Genomic DNA, 18,109 nt, shown 5'->3' with positions numbered 1-18,109 from the left:
TCTAAACAAATTTCATTCGGTAAGCCAGCATTTAAACCTCATTTAAACTTGAAAATTCAATTTTCTTATCTTCGTGATTATATTTTAGTCTTCCAAAAAATTGTAAAAAGGGATGTTAACTGATCCAATTAAAGACAAACTTAAACTCGCCGTCAAAGATAGATTTGGAAAGCCATTAAATTCTGTAAAAAGTTTTGAAGAATTGGCTGTAAATACCCGTCTCAGTGTTCAAACTTTAAGACGTTTTTTTGGGAAAATAGATTTAGACAAAAAAGTTGGATTAACTTCATTGTCATTGCTTTGTAAATATGTTGGTTTTGAAGATTGGCAAGCGTTCTCATCATATATTACACAGCTTGACGGCATTGCAGATAAAGACAAAAACTACATTGAAAGTATGTCGGCGTTTTTTGAAAATGGTAATCGGTATAACATAGATTATCATCAAAATACGATGATTGTTGATACCTTGAATGATTATGCAAAGGTGATCTACAGCAGTATAGAAAATTTTCAATTTTTTTATAGTCTCTATCAAAATAATAATTGGAGTTCTGATTATTTCCTGGCCTGGCTTCCAAATTATAATTATTTCGGACAGGATTGGCTCAGGGAAATTTTAAATGATAGAATAGCTAAGACAAAAAATGTTCTTGTTAATTTGGCTCTCAATAATTTTTTAGTTTTAGGATTATTTCTCTCCAATGATGATTGTGTATTTCTACCGGAAATTAAAACACTCGACAAAACATACAAAAAGTACCGTGAAAACTTTCAGTATATGCCATATCATGAAATGCGGTACCATACAATTAAGTTGATTTTTGCGAAGAAGATTAATGATGTTGAGGAATTTCAAAAAATTTCAAAACAGTATCTGGAAGGACTTGAAAACTCCGGTTTACAGGAAATTCATCAGCAGGAAATGCTCATTTTCTATTGCAATACGCTTTTATGGTTACAGGAATATGACTTAGCTTATCAATATTTAAAGAAAGCAAAATCTTTTTTGAAGTATTTTCCAAAAATAAAAGAGAAAGAAAAGGCTATGCATTTTTTTGGAATTAATATGGCTTTTGTAAAAACAACTTTTGCTTTAGCATGGGCTGCAAATAATGATTCAAATACAGAAGATTTTGAATTGACAGATTCTGATTTTAATGATATTACGGGTTTGCTTTACAATGATTATATCAAAATAATGTATCTCGCAAAGTGCATCTTATCCGAAAACGGATTGGCTAAGAAAAATTTTCTTTTTCAGGAATTACAACCGCTGGTTGAAAACACAAACTATTCTCAAATATATCACCTTTTACAAAATTTAGATTCTGATTTTTCTAAATATTCTGCTTGATTTTATTTTTCAAATTGGACACGTTTGGACTTTTTGTTGTGGCTTTATCAAGGTATTTTTGAGAAAAAATAGTGAGTTATGCCTATCTCAGGGAATATTAAAAGATGTCATGTTTTACAAGCTGCAATTCATATAGATAACTTTGGATGCCCAGTTAAAAAGCAAGGAAAGAAATACTTTCTAAAAATCGGAAAGCTAGAATATCCTATAATTTATGTAATTTGTATTGCAAGTTTTTATTCTGATGGTTTTTTTCTATTGCATGATGCGAATGATTTTAATTCTATTCAAGCTAAAAATTATCTTGAAGATTTGGATTTTGAAATTCTTGAAAAATAAGTAATTATGTCTAAATTTTTTTTGTTACTAATTTTGTTTCTGCTTACTGTTAGTTGTTCAAAATTATCAAGTAATAACGATTTTTCTTATGATCTTATTCCTGTAGAGGTTGATGGTAAATGGGGATATATTGATGAGAGTGGAGAATATATTATAAATCCTCAATTCACAATAGCACAGTTGTTTAAGGAGGATTTGGCTGTTGTTGCAAATGAAGACAGTCTTCTTGGATATATTAATAAAAAAGGTAACTATATTATTAAACCTACATTTCTTTGGGCAACTAATTTTAGCGATGGATTAGCCTTTGTAACTCATAAAAATGGATTTATTATATGTATTAATAATCAGGGTAAGGAACAATTCATATTGAAAGAAATCGAGTCAGCTAGTGAATTTTCAGAAAACCTCTCCTTAGTAAATGTTTCTGGTAAATTCGGTTTTATTGATAAGATGGGTAAATTTGTTATAAAGCCACAATTTGACTACGCTGCGAGTTTTAAAGAAGGTTTGGCAATAGTTGGAAAGAATAATGAGAAAACTGGCTATGATAGTCCTAATATGCTTTATGGGTTTATTGATAAGAATGGACAATTAGTGATAAATTATCAATTTAAATCTGCTGAAAGTTTTAGTGAAGGATTAGCAACAGTTTCGATAGCAGATAATAAATATGGTGTAATTGATAAAAAAGGAAAATATATTTTTAGCCCCAAATATGGATGTATACTTCCATATAAAAATGATTTGGCAGCGTTCAATCTATCACAAGATGGGGGAGAAAGTAATAATAGAGGTTTTTTAGACAAAAAAGGAAATGTTGTAATTAATCCTCAGTACAATGATTCTGGTAGCTTCAATCAATCTTTAGCTTCCGTTAGGTCAGATAAAAATTTTGGTTATATTAATACTGCAGGAAATTTTATAATTAATCCTCAATTTGAAAATGCCGGCGATTTTTTTTCAAATTTAGCTGCTGTAAAAATTGGAGGAAAGGTTGGTTTTATAAATGATAAAGGTAAATATATTATTACTCCGCAATTCACTAAAACATTCCCAACAGCATTTAATACAATTTTAGAATTTAATGGTTTGTATAGAGGTAATTTTGATTTTGTTGAAAGAGATTTTTATGATTCCACCAAATTGATAGAGCAGTTTTTTAATCGGTCTAATAAATTAGGTCTTTTTGGATTATATAAAAATAAAAAGTTATTAGAGGTTGTTGAGGATAAAAATTTAAATAATCTAAAACTTGGAAGTGCTCACGGAGAACTTATTCAGATTGTATCTGGGGAAGAAAATAATCCAGATTTGTTAATAGAGGATACCGATTCGGTTTCAATATCTCATATTAATGATTTTATTGTAAGAAAAGTTAATATGAATTTTAGAAAGAATTCTAAAACATTTTTAGCAACAGATTCTGAGCTTGTTTCAGTTGAAATTTATTTGGAGTTATTGAATGGCGCTATGCAAAAAGAGGAAGTAATTGCTAAAAGATTTCAAAAAGAACTACTCAAAAGATATGGTGTAAAAAGTACTTTTGATTCTAATAATTTAGTTTTAAAAGGTACTGATTCTAAAAACCTAAAAATATCACTTCATTTTAATTCTGTTGAAAATACTTTTTGATTAGCTACAAGTAGATTTAATATAAAATCAAAAAAAGGAAGACTTCGCAAGAAATCTTCCTTTTATATTTAACACTTCGACAAGCTCAGTGTGACACCTTAATGACCAACAGTTACCAATTCTTTAATAGACGGAACAAAAGTAGTCAAATCAATACCTTCTACAGCAGCTTTGTACTCTTCGATGCTTGGAATTCTTCCGATAATTGCCGATAAAACTACAACAGGAGTTGATGCCAACAAAGATTCACCTTTTTTACGCTCAGAATCTTCAACTACTCTTCCCTGGAAAAGTCTTGTAGAAGTAGCCAAAACAGTATCTCCTTTTTCAGCTTTTTCCTGGTTACCCATACAAAGGTTACAACCTGGACGCTCAAGATACATCATGTTTTCATATTGAGTACGTGCTTCACCTTTAGGAGCGTTGTCATTGAATTCAAAACCTGAATATTTCTCTAAAAATTCCCAGTCTCCTTCAGCTTTCAGCTCGTCGATGATATTGTAAGTAGGAGCCGCCACAACCAATGGAGCGTTGAATTCTACTTTACCATTTTTCTTTTCGATATTTTTCAACATCTGAGAAACGATTTTCAAATCGCCTTTGTGAACCATACAGGAACCGACAAAACCAAGGTCAACTTTTTTCTCACCACCGTAGAACGTAAGATCTCTGATAGTGTCGTGCGTGTATCTTTTAGAAACGTCGTCGTTGTTTACATCCGGATCGGCAATCATTGGCTCAACGATGATGTCAAGGTCAACGACTACTTCTGCATAATATTTTGCATTGGAATCTGGAGTCAACGCTGGCTTCTCACCCGTTCTGATTTCCTCGATTCTTTTGTTTGCTTTATTGATTAAGCCCTGAAGAACTTGGTTGTGATTATCCATTCCTTTGTCGATCATAATCTGGATTCTGCTTTTTGCAATTTCCAGTGATTCGATTAAAGTATCATCTTCAGAAATACAGATAGAAGCTTTTGCCTTCATTTCTGCAGTCCAGTCTGTGAATGTAAAGGCCTGGTCAGCAGGAAGTGTTCCGATATGGACCTCAATAATTCTTCCCTGAAAAACGTTTTCACCGTCAAATTGTTTCAACATCTGAGCCTGAGTTGCGTGCACAACATCACGGAAATCCATGTGCTCTTTCATGTCTCCTTTGAAAGTCACTTTCACAGATTCAGGAATCGGCATTGAAGCTTCACCTGTTGCCAAAGCAAGCGCTACCGTTCCGGAGTCAGCTCCGAAAGCAACACCTTTAGACATTCTTGTGTGAGAGTCTCCACCGATGATGATTGCCCATTCGTCAACCGTAATATCGTTTAGAACTTTGTGAATAACATCTGTCATTGCGTGGTATTCACCTTTCGGGTCACGTGCTGTGATCACACCGAATTCGTTCATAAATTTCATTAATTTAGGAATATTGGCCTGCGCTTTTTTATCCCAAACTGAAGCAGTGTGACAACCTGATTGATAAGCTCCGTCAACAATTGGAGAAATCACGGTTGCAGCCATAGATTCAAGTTCCTGTGCGGTCATCAGACCTGTTGTGTCCTGAGAACCTACAATGTTTACTTCTACACGTACGTCTGAACCTGCGTGTAATAATTTGCCATCGGTAACTCCTACTGCATTTCTGTTGAAGATCTTTTCAACGGCAGTTAAGCCTTGTCCTTCGATAGAAATTTCTTTTGAAGGAGCGAAAACCGTTGGAGCTGTAATTCCTAAAGTTTTTGCAGCAAAAGTCTGGATTTTCTTACCAAAAACGATAGCGTATGATCCGCCCGCTTTGATGAATTCTAATTTTTGAGGAGTAAATGATTTTGAAATATCTTTCAGTTCAGTTTCTCCGTTGTATAATTTCTTTTCTTTGGTATTGATGGTAAGAACAGTTCCTGTAGCCACAGAATATTTTTCTTCCAAAACGATATCGCCGTTTTCATTACGCACAGGATTTCCGTTTTCGTCAGTTTTCTTCACCCAGTTCTGAAGGTCGATTCCGATACCTCCGGTTACGTCAACTGTTGTTAAGAAAATTGGAGAAATACCGTTTGTTCCTGCTACGATTGGAGCAATGTTCACGAAAGGTACGTAAGGACTTGCCTGTTTCCCCGTCCAGAGTGCAACGTTATTTACACCGGACATACGGGAAGAACCAACTCCCATTGTTCCCTTTTCAGCGATAAGCATTACACTTGCATCCGGATGTTGAGCCTGTAAAGCCTTGATTTCTTCCTGAGCTTCAGGCGTAATCATACATTTTCCGTGCAATTCTCTGTCTGAACGCGAGTGAGCCTGATTTCCCGGAGACAATAAATCGGTAGAGATATCACCTTCACCAGCGATAAATGTTACCACTTTAATTTCTTCTGCAACTTCAGGAAGTTTAGTGAAAAATTCTGCTTTTGCATAGCTTTCCAAAATATCTTTAGCGATTACATTTCCTGCTTCGTAAGCTTCTTTCAAACGGGCTGTATCAGCATCGTACAGATAAACCTGAGTTTTAAGAACTTCAGCGGCCTGCTTTGCAACAGTTTCGTCATTTCCCAGAGCCAGATCAAGCAAAACACCTATTGAAGGTCCACCTTTCATGTGAGACAACAATTCAAAAGCGTAAGTTGGAGTAATTTCTGCGACTGCAGATTCACCAAGAATAATTTCCTTTAAAAATTTAGCTTTTACACCTGCTGCACTTGTTGTACCGGGCAAAGTGTTGTAGATGAAAAATTTAAGAGAATCAGCCCTGTACTCGTTTGCTGTATCTTTGATCTGCTCAATAATTGCGCTCAGTAAGTCTGCGCCGTCAATTGGTTTGGGGTGAAGCCCCTGTGTTTTTCTTTCCTCGATTTCCTGGATGTAATCCTGATAAATATTCATAATTCTAGAAGTCTTTTCAATCTTTTATTTAGATGTTTACAGTTTTTGATACTGAAACTATTTCCTGTGAATTTTTATACTGCTGAATCTGTTTCGTATTCAAACAGTTGTGATGTGAGATAATGTTAATTTAAACTAAAGAAAATGAATTCACTTTAATTTCTTCAGACAGGTTTTGGATATCCTTTTCAGTATTGCAGATACTCAGGAGGCTTTCCGTAAAATGTTTTGCATAAAATTATCAAACATTTAAAAATGTGCTCAAATTTACGAATTTTAAATATTTTTTTAAAGCATCGTTATTTAGATTCTTTATAAATACACTTTTTATAAATTCTATTTTAGTATTTTTGGAACACAAAAACTAACATGATGACTCTAAAAATTTCTACTAAGATGACCTTAATGGCATTTACTCTGTTGAGTTTACTCATCAGTTCTCAATCTAAAGCTCTAAAATCCAAGCCTGTGACAAAGTCTGTGGCGAAAAAAACTGCAGTTCAGAAATCTGTACCCGACAATTTTTTACCAAAGGGTGTTGTAGCCCTTGATGAGGAAGTTCCTCTGCTTATTCCGCAGAAAAAAGACGGGAAATATGGTTATGTAAATCAAAACGGGAAATTCATCATTCAGCCGGAATACCACATTGCCCTATTTTTTGGTGAAGACTGCAATCTTTTGTATTCGCCCAACGAAAAAGTAAAAAAGTTTGGTTCAAAAAACTATGCAACCGTCGACAAAGGTGGGGTTTCTTACCGAATTAATATGTCCGGAAAAATTGTGTACACCTACAAACCTGCAGATTTGGGAGTTTGCAGGGCAGAATATAAAAAAGCCCGATTCCATGCCTACCGCCTGAATGGAAAGTACGGTTTAATAGAAGACGGTCGGTTTGTAAATCCTGCTGATAAAAAACAGTTCACGATCTATCCTGCCTACGATTTTCTGTTTGTAATGGAAACCAATGACGTGGCAAACCCAATGATTATCGCCGCCAATAACGATAAATTCGGAATTATTGATACCAAAAACCAAATTGTAATCCCTTTTGAATACAGAGATATCAAAAGAAATTACAGCTGGAAACTCGGGAATATGTTTGAAGTAACCAAGGATGATGTCAACTATTACTACATCGATATTCACAACAAATCGTACAGATAAAAAATAGTTTTCAGTATTATCTGAAAAAGTATTACTTTTGCCGATGAAATTTAAGGGGTGCCCCAACCGGAGCTGAGATTATACCCAATGAACCTGGAACAGGTAATGCTGTTTAGGGAAACATTCATTATGATTGATGAATGATAAGCGATAATTGATAACATTTTTGAGGAAAATCATTTATCAATAATCAAACATCATTTATACTCGATAATCGCCCCTTTTATTCAGTTAAATTTTAAAAATTTATAAGAATGAAAGGATTTGTTTTTTTAGGGCTTACCGTAGCCGCCAATTTTCTAAATGCTCAGACTGCAGACACCGTTGCTGTAAGAGAAATCGAAGCAGTAAGCTTTACCAGACGACTTCCCGTTGCAAAAGAAATTATCAGTGTACAGCGGGATCTCGACAGCAAAAATCTCGGACAGGATCTTCCGATGTTGCTGAAAAACCAGACTTCAGTAATTTCTACTTCAGATGCCGGAAATGGCGTTGGATACACGGGTTTCAGGATTCGTGGGGTTGCCGGAAGAGGAATTAATGTGATGATGAACGGTGTTCCGTTTAACGATTCTGAAAGTCAGGGAACTTTTTTTGTGAATGTTCCGGATCTTACGAGCTCGGCGTCGCAGGTTGTTATTCAGCGGGGTGTGGGAACTTCAAACAATGGAGTTTCAGCGTTTGGGGCGAGTATTAATATCATTTCAAAAGAGCCTGAAGAGAAGTTTTATTTTAAAACTGATGACAGTTACGGTTCATTTAATACGTATAAATATTCAGCGGAAATAGGTTCGGGCAAATTCTGGAAAGACCGTCTTTCTGTGATGGGACGCTATTCTCACATTCATTCCGATGGATTTATCGACCGCGCTTCATCTGATTTACATTCCTATAATTTTACAGCTTTATTTGAAGAAGGAATGACAAAACTCCGTCTGATGACTTTTGGAGGAAAGGAAAAAACCTATCAGGCATGGAATGGGGTAGACAGAAAAACATGGGAAACCAATCCGAGATATAATTTTTCAGGTGCAATTTATGATGCCAACTGGGAAAATATTGTTGGATTTTACGATAACGAAACAGATAACTACCGACAGAACCACTATCAGTTACTTTGGGAACAGGGTTTAAATGAAAACTGGAGTCTTGAGACGACACTTCACTACACGAAAGGCCGTGGTTACTATGAAAATTACAAACAGGGCGATCCTTTTGCGAGATACAATCTTCCGGATATTAATGGCGAAGAGTATTCAGATTTTATCAGAAAAAAATGGCTGAATAATGATTTCTACGGCGTTGTTTCTACATTGTATGGAAAATTTGAAAATTTAGATCTGAATTTTGGTGTTGTCGGAAATCAATATTACGGAAGACATTACGGAAATGTAACTGATGTTTTCAATCCTCAGATTGTAGAATCTGAATATTACCGAAACCGTTCGGTGAAGAATGAAGTGGCAGGTTTTGCAAAAGCTTTAGTTACTGTCAATAATTTTGAATTCTTCGGAGATCTTCAACTGAGAAATATAGATTACGACACAAAAATTCTTCAGGCAGGCGATTTTGAAGGTGCTGATTTAAACAAAAACTGGCTGTTTTTTAATCCTAAAGCCGGTGTAAATTATAAAATCGGTGGCGGAAAAGTATTTATTTCTTACGCCCACGCTCAGCGCGAACCGAATCGTGATGATTTAATTTCAGACAACGATGTGAAATCTGAAAAACTTCACGACTTTGAAGCAGGATTTGAAAAGCAGTTTGGTAAAGTTGCTTTTACGGCCAATCTTTATTATATGTATTATCTGAATCAGTTGGTTTTAAACGGACAGATCAGCAATATCGGAGAGTTTATCAGAACCAATTCCGGTAAAAGTTACAGACGTGGGATTGAGGTTGGGGCTTTGGCGAAAGTTTCAAAACAGTTTGAAATTTCTGCGAATGTGAGTGCAAGCCAGAATCAGAATTTGGATTTTAAGATTGAAAACACATCGGGGATTCAGAATCTGGGAGATACGAAAATTTCTTTTTCTCCGAACTTAATTGCCAATTTAACTCTGAAATACAGTCCGGTAAAAAATTTCCAGTTTATCCTGACGAATCAATATGTCGGAAAGCAATATTTAGACAATACCCAAACTCAGGATTTACAGCTTAACGATTATTTGCTGACAGATTTTAATGCACAATATGATTTTAAGATCAAAAAACAAGAAGTTGCTTTGAAGCTTTTAGTTAATAATATTTTAAATCAGAAATACGTTAACAATGGCTATGTTTACAACGGTCCGGTTTACTTTTCTCAAGCGGGCACCAACTTTATGTTTGGCATAAGCTGGAAAATTCAATAAAACACCAAATCATTTTTTATACCTTTCTAAGTAATTTAGAATTAATTTGAGAGACTGTTTCGGCAGTCTTTTTCATTTCATTTAAAACTTAAAAAAGTCACGAAAAAGTCATAAATTTGTCGCCAAATGAATATTTCAGCATACATTTTAGAATATCTGAAGAAGCACGGAAGCGTTACCGTAGCGGGATTTGGCGTTTTTTACCTCGAAAATTCCAAGGCAAAACTAGATCCTGAAAACGGCAGCATCCTTCCGCCATCCAGCCAGATTGCTTTTAAAGTAGATTATCTGGCGGAGTCTGATGAGCTTATCAATTATATTGCCTCCCAAAAAGGAATTACTTTTGAGGCAGCAAAAAACGAACTCCAGATTCAGACTGATTTCTGGAAGAAAAAACTTCAGGCAGACCATTCTCTTGAAATCCAAAACTTCGGACAGATCGAGCAGGGCGACAACGGGATTGCGTTTTTCGGTAAAAGATTAGCCTCAGATCATCCGGATTTTTATGGTTTGGAAGAGATCCGTTTTTCAGATATCAGCGATGGTGAAAAATTAATTGAAGCCAGCACAAAAGAAAAAGATTATCAATTCAGCAAATCTATTCTGTGGATTTTCCTTATCGCAATTCCTGTTGCAGGATTGATTTATCTGGGAATTACACAAAAGGAACTGATCTTCGGTAATAAATCTTTCGACAGTCTTTCCGCACAGACCAAAACCCGAAGAATAGAAAAAACAGTTCCCACAAAACTGGATTCCGCTCAACTGAAAATCTCGGATTCTATTAAAAGAGCCGCTTTCAAAGCAGATTCTCTGAAAATAGATTCTATCAGAAAGGACTCTGTCCGCAAACATACACCAAGAAAATGGTATCCTAAAAAAAGAAAATCTAAATGGCAAAAATAAAAAAAGCGTCAGAATCTCTTACGGTGATGACGAATATCGTTCTTCCTAACGACACCAACCAACTGAGAAACCTTTTCGGTGGTGAATTATTGGCAAGAATGGACAGATGTGCATCCATCTCCGCAACAAGACACTGCGAAAGAAGAGTAGTAACGGCATCTGTAAATCACGTTTCTTTCGACCATCCAATTCCAGAAGGCGGAATTGTGGTCATGGAATCTAAAGTTTCCCGCGCATTCTCAACTTCAATGGAAATTTATGTGGATGTTTGGTTGGATGATCCGATTAATCACAAAAAAATTCAAACCAACAAAGGGATTTACACTTTTGTGGCAGTGGATGAATTCAACAGACCCATCCCAATTCCGGACATGGAACCTGAAACCGAAATTGAAATAGAAAGACACGCTGCCGCTTTGCGAAGAAAAGAGCTTTCGCTGATTCTTTCAGGAAGAATGAAACCAACAGATTCTGTGGAACTGAAGAAATTGTTTTCTGGAGAAATCGAATCATAAATAACAACGGAAGAATTTTTCTTCCGTTTATTTTTAAATGCAATCTGAGATCATGAGAATCTTACTTTTAGACAAAAACCATCCCCTGATTACCGAGCAGCTTTTAGCCAAAAACTGTATTCTCGAAGAAGATTTCACTTCTTCCTACGATGAGGTCTGTGCTAAAATTAAAAACTACGACGGGGTCATTATCCGCAGCAGAATTCCTTTGGATAAAAACTTTCTTGAGCACGGTAAAAATCTCAAATTCATCGCAAGAGTAGGAGCGGGGATGGAAAATATTGATATTCCTGTTGCTGAAAAACTGGGAATTCAACTCATTAACTCACCCGAAGGGAACCGTGATTCTGTTGCCGAGCATGTGGTTGGAATGCTGTTGATTTTAATGAACCGCCTTTTCATCGCCTCCACCGAAGTGAAAAAAGGAATCTGGCTGCGTGAAGAAAACCGTGGCGACGAACTGCTTGGTAAAACCGTGGGATTAATTGGCTATGGAAATATGGGGAAAGCCACTGCCAAAAGACTTTCAGGGTTTGGCTGTAAGGTAATCTTTCATGATATTCTTCCCAATCTTTCAGATGAGTTTGCCACTCAAGTCAGTCTGAAAGAACTGAAAGAAAGAGCTGAGGTGTTGAGTCTTCACATTCCTTTAAATAACGAAACGCATTATTTGATTGATGAAAACTTCATTGCAGAAATGCGAAACAGTTTTTATTTTGTCAATACAGCCAGAGGTAAAAACGTTGAAACGAAATATTTAGTTGAAGCTTTAAAATCAGGTAAAGTAAAAGGTGCCTGCCTCGATGTTTTGGAATACGAAAAGGCTTCTTTTGAAAAATTAGAATCTGAAAATGATGATTTAGATTACCTTTTAAACTCTGAAAAAGCCATCGTAACGCCTCACATTGCCGGATGGACGCACCAAAGCAAGGAAAAGCTGGCGCAGGTGATTGTGGATAAGATTGTGGCTGAGTTTATAAATTGATTCGCACATCATTTTTTTTATTTGCAAACAGACTCATCCTCTGGGAAGGTAGTTAAAATGACGAAGAAATCTTAGCAGTATATTGTCTTCTGTGAAAACCTTGCGCAAAGTCAGGAGGCTTTGAGCAGCGGGGTGAAAATCAATGATTTACATTTTAAAAATGCGGCACCACAAATTTTGATACATTACCAGTCTTGTTAATAATAAAAGTGCGGTTTATTAGAGATTAGAACAGAATATTTTTTTTCTTTTTTATTTATATAAATATATTTGTAATCTTTTAAATTTACTACTTGTAAATTAATAACTGCGTCTGGTAAAGTAATTTCTATATCTTTTTTCGGTTGCTTGATAGAATAATGTTTTGCCAATCCGATAACATTATCTGTTATTACATTATCATTATATTTTTCCCTGGAATCTACGGAAATTCTTATATTTTCATCTTTAAAGCCTGATTCAAAAAATATATTTAACTTTTCTTTTATATCAAATCTCTTTTCCATTTCGTTTAAAACTATATTTCTGTTTTCATAAACATACTCAATACCTTGGGATTTACAAAAAACAAAAAATAAAAATAATAGGGATAAAAAATAACTTAACTTATAATGATTCATTTGAAAAGGATGTGAATTATTTATTTTCATTTACCTGGATTTTTGTAGTTGTCAGTATTCTTTTTTGTATTTCATATAACCGTATAAGAGTTATTTTTGATGCATCATTTATAATATTAATTGGCTTCGCAAAGTATCCCGACTTTGAGACAGTTACTGCTCTATTATAAAGATACTGAAAATTTGACAACTACACTCACCACCAATTCGCTCTTACGTAATTGATCAATTACTGTGTTTCGGCATGTTTTACCACATTTTTGAAAATCTTGCTCATAGTAGGGAGTTTTTTTGGGAAACGTGGGCTTTCAGGTGGAAGCGGATTTCCTTTTCAATTATGTTAAATAATTCATAATTTACAAACCGCATTCAGTCATTCTTTTCAGTTTTATTAAATTGCCGTTCATTTTTTAATTTGGGTATGAGGAAGTTTAAATTGCTACTGGCGGCAACCGTCTTTTTGTTGAATATTTCATGTAAAAATAAATCCGAAAAGAAGGAGGCACAGGCATACTCTTCCGAACTTCCCAATTATGGAAATGTCAATTTAGATGAGGTTTTCAGCAAAGAAGATTCTTACCTTTCCGGTAAAGATGCTACGATTCAATACATCAAAGGATATTACGACAAGGTTTGGGACAGAGGCAACCTGAGTGGTGGAATTCTGGTCGCCAAAGGTGATGAAATTCTCTTCGAAGGCTACAGAGGTTTTGCAAGAGAAGGAAATCAGAATCCCATCAATAAAGATACTCCGCTTCATGTGGCTTCTGTTTCAAAAACCATGACGGCGATGGCGGTTTTAAAATTAATTGAAGCCGGAAAACTAAAGCTGACGGATCATTTAACAGATCATTTCCCCGGTTTCCCTTACCCCAATGTGACCATACAAACATTGCTGGATCAAAGAAGCGGGCTTCCCAAATACGAATATTTCATCGATAAAATTAAACCTGCACCCGCAGAGCTTTCCAAAAATTACATCACGAATCAGGATGTGCTCAACATGCTCATAAAATACAAACCCGAGCTGGCAAGAGATACCGACACCGGATTTATGTATTGCAATACCAACTACGCACTTTTGGCTTTGATCATTGAGAAAGTGACCAAAACTCCTTTCCCGAAAGCGATGAAAGAAATGGTTTTCGCACCTTTAAAAATGCAGCATTCCTATATTTTTGAGGAAAAAGATATTCCTACCGCTTCACAATCTTTCTATTTTGGCGGAAACAGGCTGTATCCTTTGGACCGTCTGGATCTCATTTATGGAGATAAAAATGTCTACACCACGCCGAGAGATCTTTATAATTTTTCAAAAGCATTATTCTCAAAAGATTTCCTTAAACCTGAATTGAAAAACATGATTTTTGAACCGTACAGCAACGAAAAGGCCGGACAGAATAATTACGGTTTAGGTTTCAGAATGAAAATTTTTGATAACGGTGAAAAACTGACCTACCACAACGGCTGGTGGCACGGAACAAACTCAGTTTTTGCCCATTTACTGAAATCCAAAGTAACGATTGTCGCTATCGGAAATAAGTATTCTGGAAGAGTGTATACTGCGCTCGCTTTAGCTGGTCTTTTCGAAGATTTTCCACCTCAGAAAGACAAGCTGCACCACATAATGAATGAAAATCAGGACTCTCTGAAAAATGGAACTGAAATTTTAGGAGAATAATGAGTATTTTTGCGCAAATATATTCATGAAAAGAATTTTTTTATTTTTAACGGTGCTTTTTCTGTTGCATTCCTGTGCAAGAGTGGGCTCGCCAATCGGTGGTTCTAAAGATACATTGGCGCCGAACGTTATCGGTTCAAATATCGATACGACAAGAGTTAATGTTTCAAGAAATATTAAAGAATTAAGGATAGATTTTGATGAATACATCACGCTGAAAGACATCAATAAAAATCTGATTATCTCTCCGCCCATCAAAAGTATCAAGAGAATTCTGCCTTCCAATATTGCCAATACATCGCTTCTGATTCAGTGGACAGATACTTTACAGGCCAATACCACCTACAATTTCAACTTCGGAAACTCCATTGCAGATAACAACGAATCCAATATTCTAAGGTACTACAATTTCGCTTTCTCAACAGGCGAAAAGCTGGATGATCTCTACATTTCCGGTGAAGTGAAAGATGGAATGGCCATCAGGAAAACGGCCACTTCTGAAAACAAAAAAGTAGTGGGTCTGTATAAAGTTTCAGACACCATAAACTACCGCGAAAAACCTTACTACATTTCAAGAGTAGACGATGATGGCTATTACGAACTGAATTATCTCTCTCCCGGCAGATACAAAATCATCGCCTTTGAAGATGAAAACACCAATTCTGTCTATGATCCCGGAAAGGAGAAAATTGCTTTCCAGAAAGAAGAAGTTGTTATAGAGAAATCTATTTCAGGTTTAAATTTAAGAATGTATCCTTCCAAAAAGCCTGTGAAATATCTTGAAATGAAAGAAATGCCGGGCGGAATTCTGATGACTTTTGAAGGCAATCCGGATTCGGTAAAAGTAAACCCGCTGAGCGAAAAAATGAAAGATTTCAAAATAACCCACAAGCCAAAATCTGATACGGTAAAAATCTGGTTTGATGCCGTAAAAAATGAAATCGGGCAGGGAATTACAGAAAATCTGAAGTTTACCTATGATGCGGGTGTGATTAAAGATTCGCTTTTTAACGCATCGCTTTTCTACAAGTATAATACGAAGAATAAAATGTCTGTGGAAAACGGTATCGGTGGTAATCTACTGGCTCCAAAATCAGATTTTAAGATTATTTCCAATTATATTGTAGATAAAATTCAGCCTGAAAAGTGGACCTTGAAATCGGATAGTATTTCGCAGAATTTCACAGCCAGAATCTCCGAAACCAATCCTTATGAAATTCTGATTAATTCTGATTTTAAAGAAGGTAAAAAATATTCTCTTACCGTTCCTAAAACCACTGTTTTATCGTATTATGAGAAAAATGCAGATTCAAAAAGGTTTGACTTTGAAGCAGATAAAATAGAAAACTACGGAAGTCTGACCTTTAAACTTGTCAATGCTCCGGCAACCAGCTACTGGATTCAGCTCTTAGATTCCGGTGAAAAAGTTACATACTCGAAATACACATCAGGCTCTGAAGTCAAGTTTGATATTGTGAAACCCGGCGAATACATCGTAAGAATTCTGGTAGATAACAACGGAAATAAATTCTGGGATCCTGCTGATTTTAGGAATGAAACGTTTGCCGAAGATGCCTATGCTTATTACAAACTGGCTCTTTCACGTCCGCTTTGGGATTCCATTGAAAACTGGGATTTGAAAGATACAAAGACATTGGATTTAGAAGCGATAAAACCGGCAGCTCCAGTGGAAAAAGAACAGACGGTTAATCCGCTGAACCGTACCGGTACCGGAGGACGTTTGCAGAATGATACTAACCTGAATCTTCAAGACAGAAGATAATGAAAACAGCTAAAAAAGTATTCTTTTGGATTTTGGTAGGTTTTGCTCTGATTCAGTTTATTCCGATCGATAAGGTTAATAAACCGGTAGATCAAAAGCTTAATTTTGTGACTGTGCAAAACACACCTGCTGAAGTGGCTGTGCTGATAAAAAATGCCTGCTACGACTGTCATTCAGATGAAACAGTTTACCCAAAATATGCACAGATTGCGCCTGTTTCATGGTCAATAAAATCTCACGTGAACGACGGCAGAAGACATCTCAATTTTTCAGTCTGGAAATCTTATAATTCCGACCTTAAAAAAAGTATGTTGCAAAAATCCGTTCAAACCATTCAAAACAAAACCATGCCCCTTCCGGGATACAGTGTTTATCATGATGAAGCCAACCTTACACCAGCACAGCAGACAATACTCAAAAATTATTTTGAGTCTGTTTTAAAAGCCGGTAAGTTTTAATTAAAAGTTTTTGATGTACGTTTCAAGAAACTTTTTCTGAGAATCAAAAGCGATATCATCGGGATTGATTTCATTTAAAGGAATCCATACTGTGTCAGAAATTTCAGAGATTTCAAGATCTACGGCAAACTTTTCGGTTACACTGTATTCAAAGAAAAGATCAATTGTGTTGTAGTCAATTTCTTTGTATTGATAAACGTTTGGAAGACTCGCCAGATATTTTAGTTTTGAAACATCGATATTGAGTTTCAGTTCCTCGTACAATTCTCTTTTGCATGTGTTTTCGGCAGATTCTTTAGGGTCGATAAATCCGCCGGCCATGTCCAGTTTTCCTTTCTTTGGATCCTGATTTCTTTTGGTAAGAAATATTTCATCGCCACAACGGATTACGACCGCAACGGCACCTGCTACATTATTGTAAAGAACGAAGCTGCAGTTTTTGCAGCTCCATTTTTTTTCCTGATCCCAGATAAGTGTTTCGTTGCCACAACCTGGGCAGAAAGTTAGATTTTTCATTGTGCAATATTAGCATTTCTCGGGTGATAATTCAAAATTACATCCCTCAATTCTTCATTTTTCAAATGCGTATACACTTCAGTAGTCGTGATGCTTGAATGTCCCAGCATTTCCTGAATAAACCTGAGATCAGCACCATTCTGAAGCAAATGTGTAGCAAAAGAATGCCTGAAAGTATGCGGTGAAATTTTCTTGCTCACTCCCGCTTTATCTGTCAGTTCTTTAATAATTAAAAATACAATTACTCTCGACATTGAAGTACCGCGGCTGTTCAGAAACAGCGTGTCTTCATGTTTTTTAGCTACTTTATATTCAGATCTTACTTCGTGAATATAATCTTTGATAAGATCTGCAGTGTAATGAGCCAACGGGACGAATCTCGTTTTGTCTCCCTTACCATTTATTTTAATGTAGTTTTCTTTAAAATTGATATTGGAAATTTTAATATCAATCAGTTCAGATACACGAAGTCCGCATCCGTACAGTACTTCAATAATGCAGTGATTTCTTTTCCCTGTTTTGGAAGAAATTTCAATTGCCTCGATAATTTTATTGATGTCTGTAAGACTTAAAGTGTCAGGCAGATAAAGTCCCAGTTTTGGGCCTTCAAGTAAAGCGGAAGGGTTGTCATCTCTCACTTCATCTTCCAGTAAATATCTGAAAAATGCTTTTATCGATGAGATCCATCTTGCCTGTGATCTTTCGCTGAATTTCTGTTTGCTGAGTCTGAAAATATATTCCTGCAGATTTTCATAGCTGATTCTGTCAGGTCCCGTATTTTCCAAAGATTCTTCAGAATAATCTTTTAGTTTTTTGATGTCGCGTACGTAGGCGTCGAGTGTGTTTTCTGAAAAATTTCTTTCAAAACGAAGAAATATTTCAAAATCCTTAATTTTTTCTTCCCAAGTCATTTGTGT

General features: G+C 35.8%; 15 protein-coding genes. 11 read left to right on the top strand and 4 right to left on the bottom strand.

Features of this window, described 5'->3' with window-relative positions:
• Positions 1-112: 112 nt before the first annotated feature.
• The 3 genes from NG809_RS08400 (at position 113) to NG809_RS08390 (ending at position 3,331) form a co-directional block, all read left to right on the top strand.
• Positions 113-1,357: a hypothetical protein gene (locus NG809_RS08400; protein WP_262149724.1), complete on the top strand. Its 1,245-nt coding sequence runs from the start codon at positions 113-115 to the stop codon at positions 1,355-1,357.
• Positions 1,358-1,435: 78 nt separating this feature from the next.
• A complete protein-coding gene (locus NG809_RS08395) occupies positions 1,436-1,696 on the top strand; it encodes a hypothetical protein (protein ID WP_262149722.1) in 261 nt (86 codons plus the stop codon).
• 6 nt (positions 1,697-1,702) lie between these two features.
• Positions 1,703-3,331, top strand: a complete 1,629-nt coding sequence (locus NG809_RS08390) for a WG repeat-containing protein (RefSeq protein ID WP_262149720.1) — start codon at positions 1,703-1,705, stop codon at positions 3,329-3,331.
• A 98-nt stretch (positions 3,332-3,429) separates the two neighbouring features.
• On the opposite strand, the gene NG809_RS08385 is transcribed toward NG809_RS08390, so the two are convergent.
• Positions 3,430-6,210 (bottom strand): bifunctional aconitate hydratase 2/2-methylisocitrate dehydratase, encoded by a 2,781-nt coding sequence (locus NG809_RS08385; RefSeq protein ID WP_262149718.1) that lies wholly within the window; start codon positions 6,208-6,210, stop codon positions 3,430-3,432.
• Positions 6,211-6,579: 369 nt separating this feature from the next.
• Here NG809_RS08385 and NG809_RS08380 point away from each other — a divergent pair, with 369 nt between their 5' ends.
• The 5 genes from NG809_RS08380 to NG809_RS08360 all read left to right on the top strand — a co-directional run bounded on the left by NG809_RS08380 (position 6,580) and on the right by NG809_RS08360 (position 12,134).
• Positions 6,580-7,374, top strand: coding sequence for a WG repeat-containing protein (locus tag NG809_RS08380; protein ID WP_262149716.1), 795 nt, complete (start codon positions 6,580-6,582; stop codon positions 7,372-7,374).
• 254 nt (positions 7,375-7,628) lie between these two features.
• Positions 7,629-9,728 carry a TonB-dependent receptor gene (locus NG809_RS08375; RefSeq protein WP_262149714.1) on the top strand — a complete coding sequence of 700 codons (2,100 nt, stop codon included), beginning with the start codon at positions 7,629-7,631 and terminating at the stop codon, positions 9,726-9,728.
• 126 nt (positions 9,729-9,854) lie between these two features.
• Positions 9,855-10,634, top strand: a complete 780-nt coding sequence (locus NG809_RS08370) for an HU domain-containing protein (protein ID WP_262149712.1) — start codon at positions 9,855-9,857, stop codon at positions 10,632-10,634.
• Positions 10,622-11,149 carry an acyl-CoA thioesterase gene (locus tag NG809_RS08365; protein WP_262149710.1) on the top strand — a complete coding sequence of 176 codons (528 nt, stop codon included), beginning with the start codon at positions 10,622-10,624 and terminating at the stop codon, positions 11,147-11,149. The genes NG809_RS08370 and NG809_RS08365 overlap by 13 nt, the downstream gene beginning before the upstream one ends.
• Positions 11,150-11,201: 52 nt before the next feature.
• Positions 11,202-12,134 (top strand): 2-hydroxyacid dehydrogenase, encoded by a 933-nt coding sequence (locus NG809_RS08360; protein WP_262149708.1) that lies wholly within the window; start codon positions 11,202-11,204, stop codon positions 12,132-12,134.
• Positions 12,135-12,331: 197 nt separating this feature from the next.
• Here NG809_RS08360 and NG809_RS08355 read toward each other — a convergent pair whose 3' ends face one another.
• Entirely contained in the window at positions 12,332-12,784 is a 453-nt protein-coding gene (locus NG809_RS08355) for a hypothetical protein (protein ID WP_262149706.1), read from the bottom strand.
• 391 nt (positions 12,785-13,175) lie between these two features.
• On the opposite strand from NG809_RS08355, the gene NG809_RS08350 reads away from it, so the two are divergent.
• The 3 genes from NG809_RS08350 to NG809_RS08340 are packed head-to-tail and all read left to right on the top strand — an operon-like array spanning position 13,176 to position 16,676.
• A complete protein-coding gene (locus NG809_RS08350; protein WP_262149705.1) occupies positions 13,176-14,435 on the top strand; it encodes a serine hydrolase domain-containing protein in 1,260 nt (419 codons plus the stop codon).
• A 25-nt stretch (positions 14,436-14,460) separates the two neighbouring features.
• Positions 14,461-16,218, top strand: coding sequence for an Ig-like domain-containing protein (locus NG809_RS08345; protein WP_262149702.1), 1,758 nt, complete (start codon positions 14,461-14,463; stop codon positions 16,216-16,218).
• Positions 16,218-16,676 (top strand): heme-binding domain-containing protein, encoded by a 459-nt coding sequence (locus NG809_RS08340; RefSeq protein ID WP_262149700.1) that lies wholly within the window; start codon positions 16,218-16,220, stop codon positions 16,674-16,676. Before NG809_RS08345 ends, NG809_RS08340 begins: the two co-directional genes overlap by 1 nt.
• Here the strand turns inward: NG809_RS08340 and NG809_RS08335 are convergent, their stop codons facing one another.
• Together NG809_RS08335 and xerD are read right to left on the bottom strand one after the other, a co-directional pair.
• A complete protein-coding gene (locus NG809_RS08335) occupies positions 16,677-17,192 on the bottom strand; it encodes an NUDIX hydrolase (RefSeq protein ID WP_262149699.1) in 516 nt (171 codons plus the stop codon).
• Positions 17,189-18,103 carry a site-specific tyrosine recombinase XerD gene (gene xerD / locus NG809_RS08330; protein ID WP_262149697.1) on the bottom strand — a complete coding sequence of 305 codons (915 nt, stop codon included), beginning with the start codon at positions 18,101-18,103 and terminating at the stop codon, positions 17,189-17,191. Before xerD ends, NG809_RS08335 begins: the two co-directional genes overlap by 4 nt.
• Between the last annotated feature and the right edge of the window lie 6 nt (positions 18,104-18,109).

The sequence above is a fragment of the Chryseobacterium foetidum genome, assembly GCF_025457425.1.
Classification (GTDB): domain Bacteria; phylum Bacteroidota; class Bacteroidia; order Flavobacteriales; family Weeksellaceae; genus Chryseobacterium; species Chryseobacterium foetidum.
This window is presented reverse-complemented; position numbering and strand designations above follow the sequence as displayed.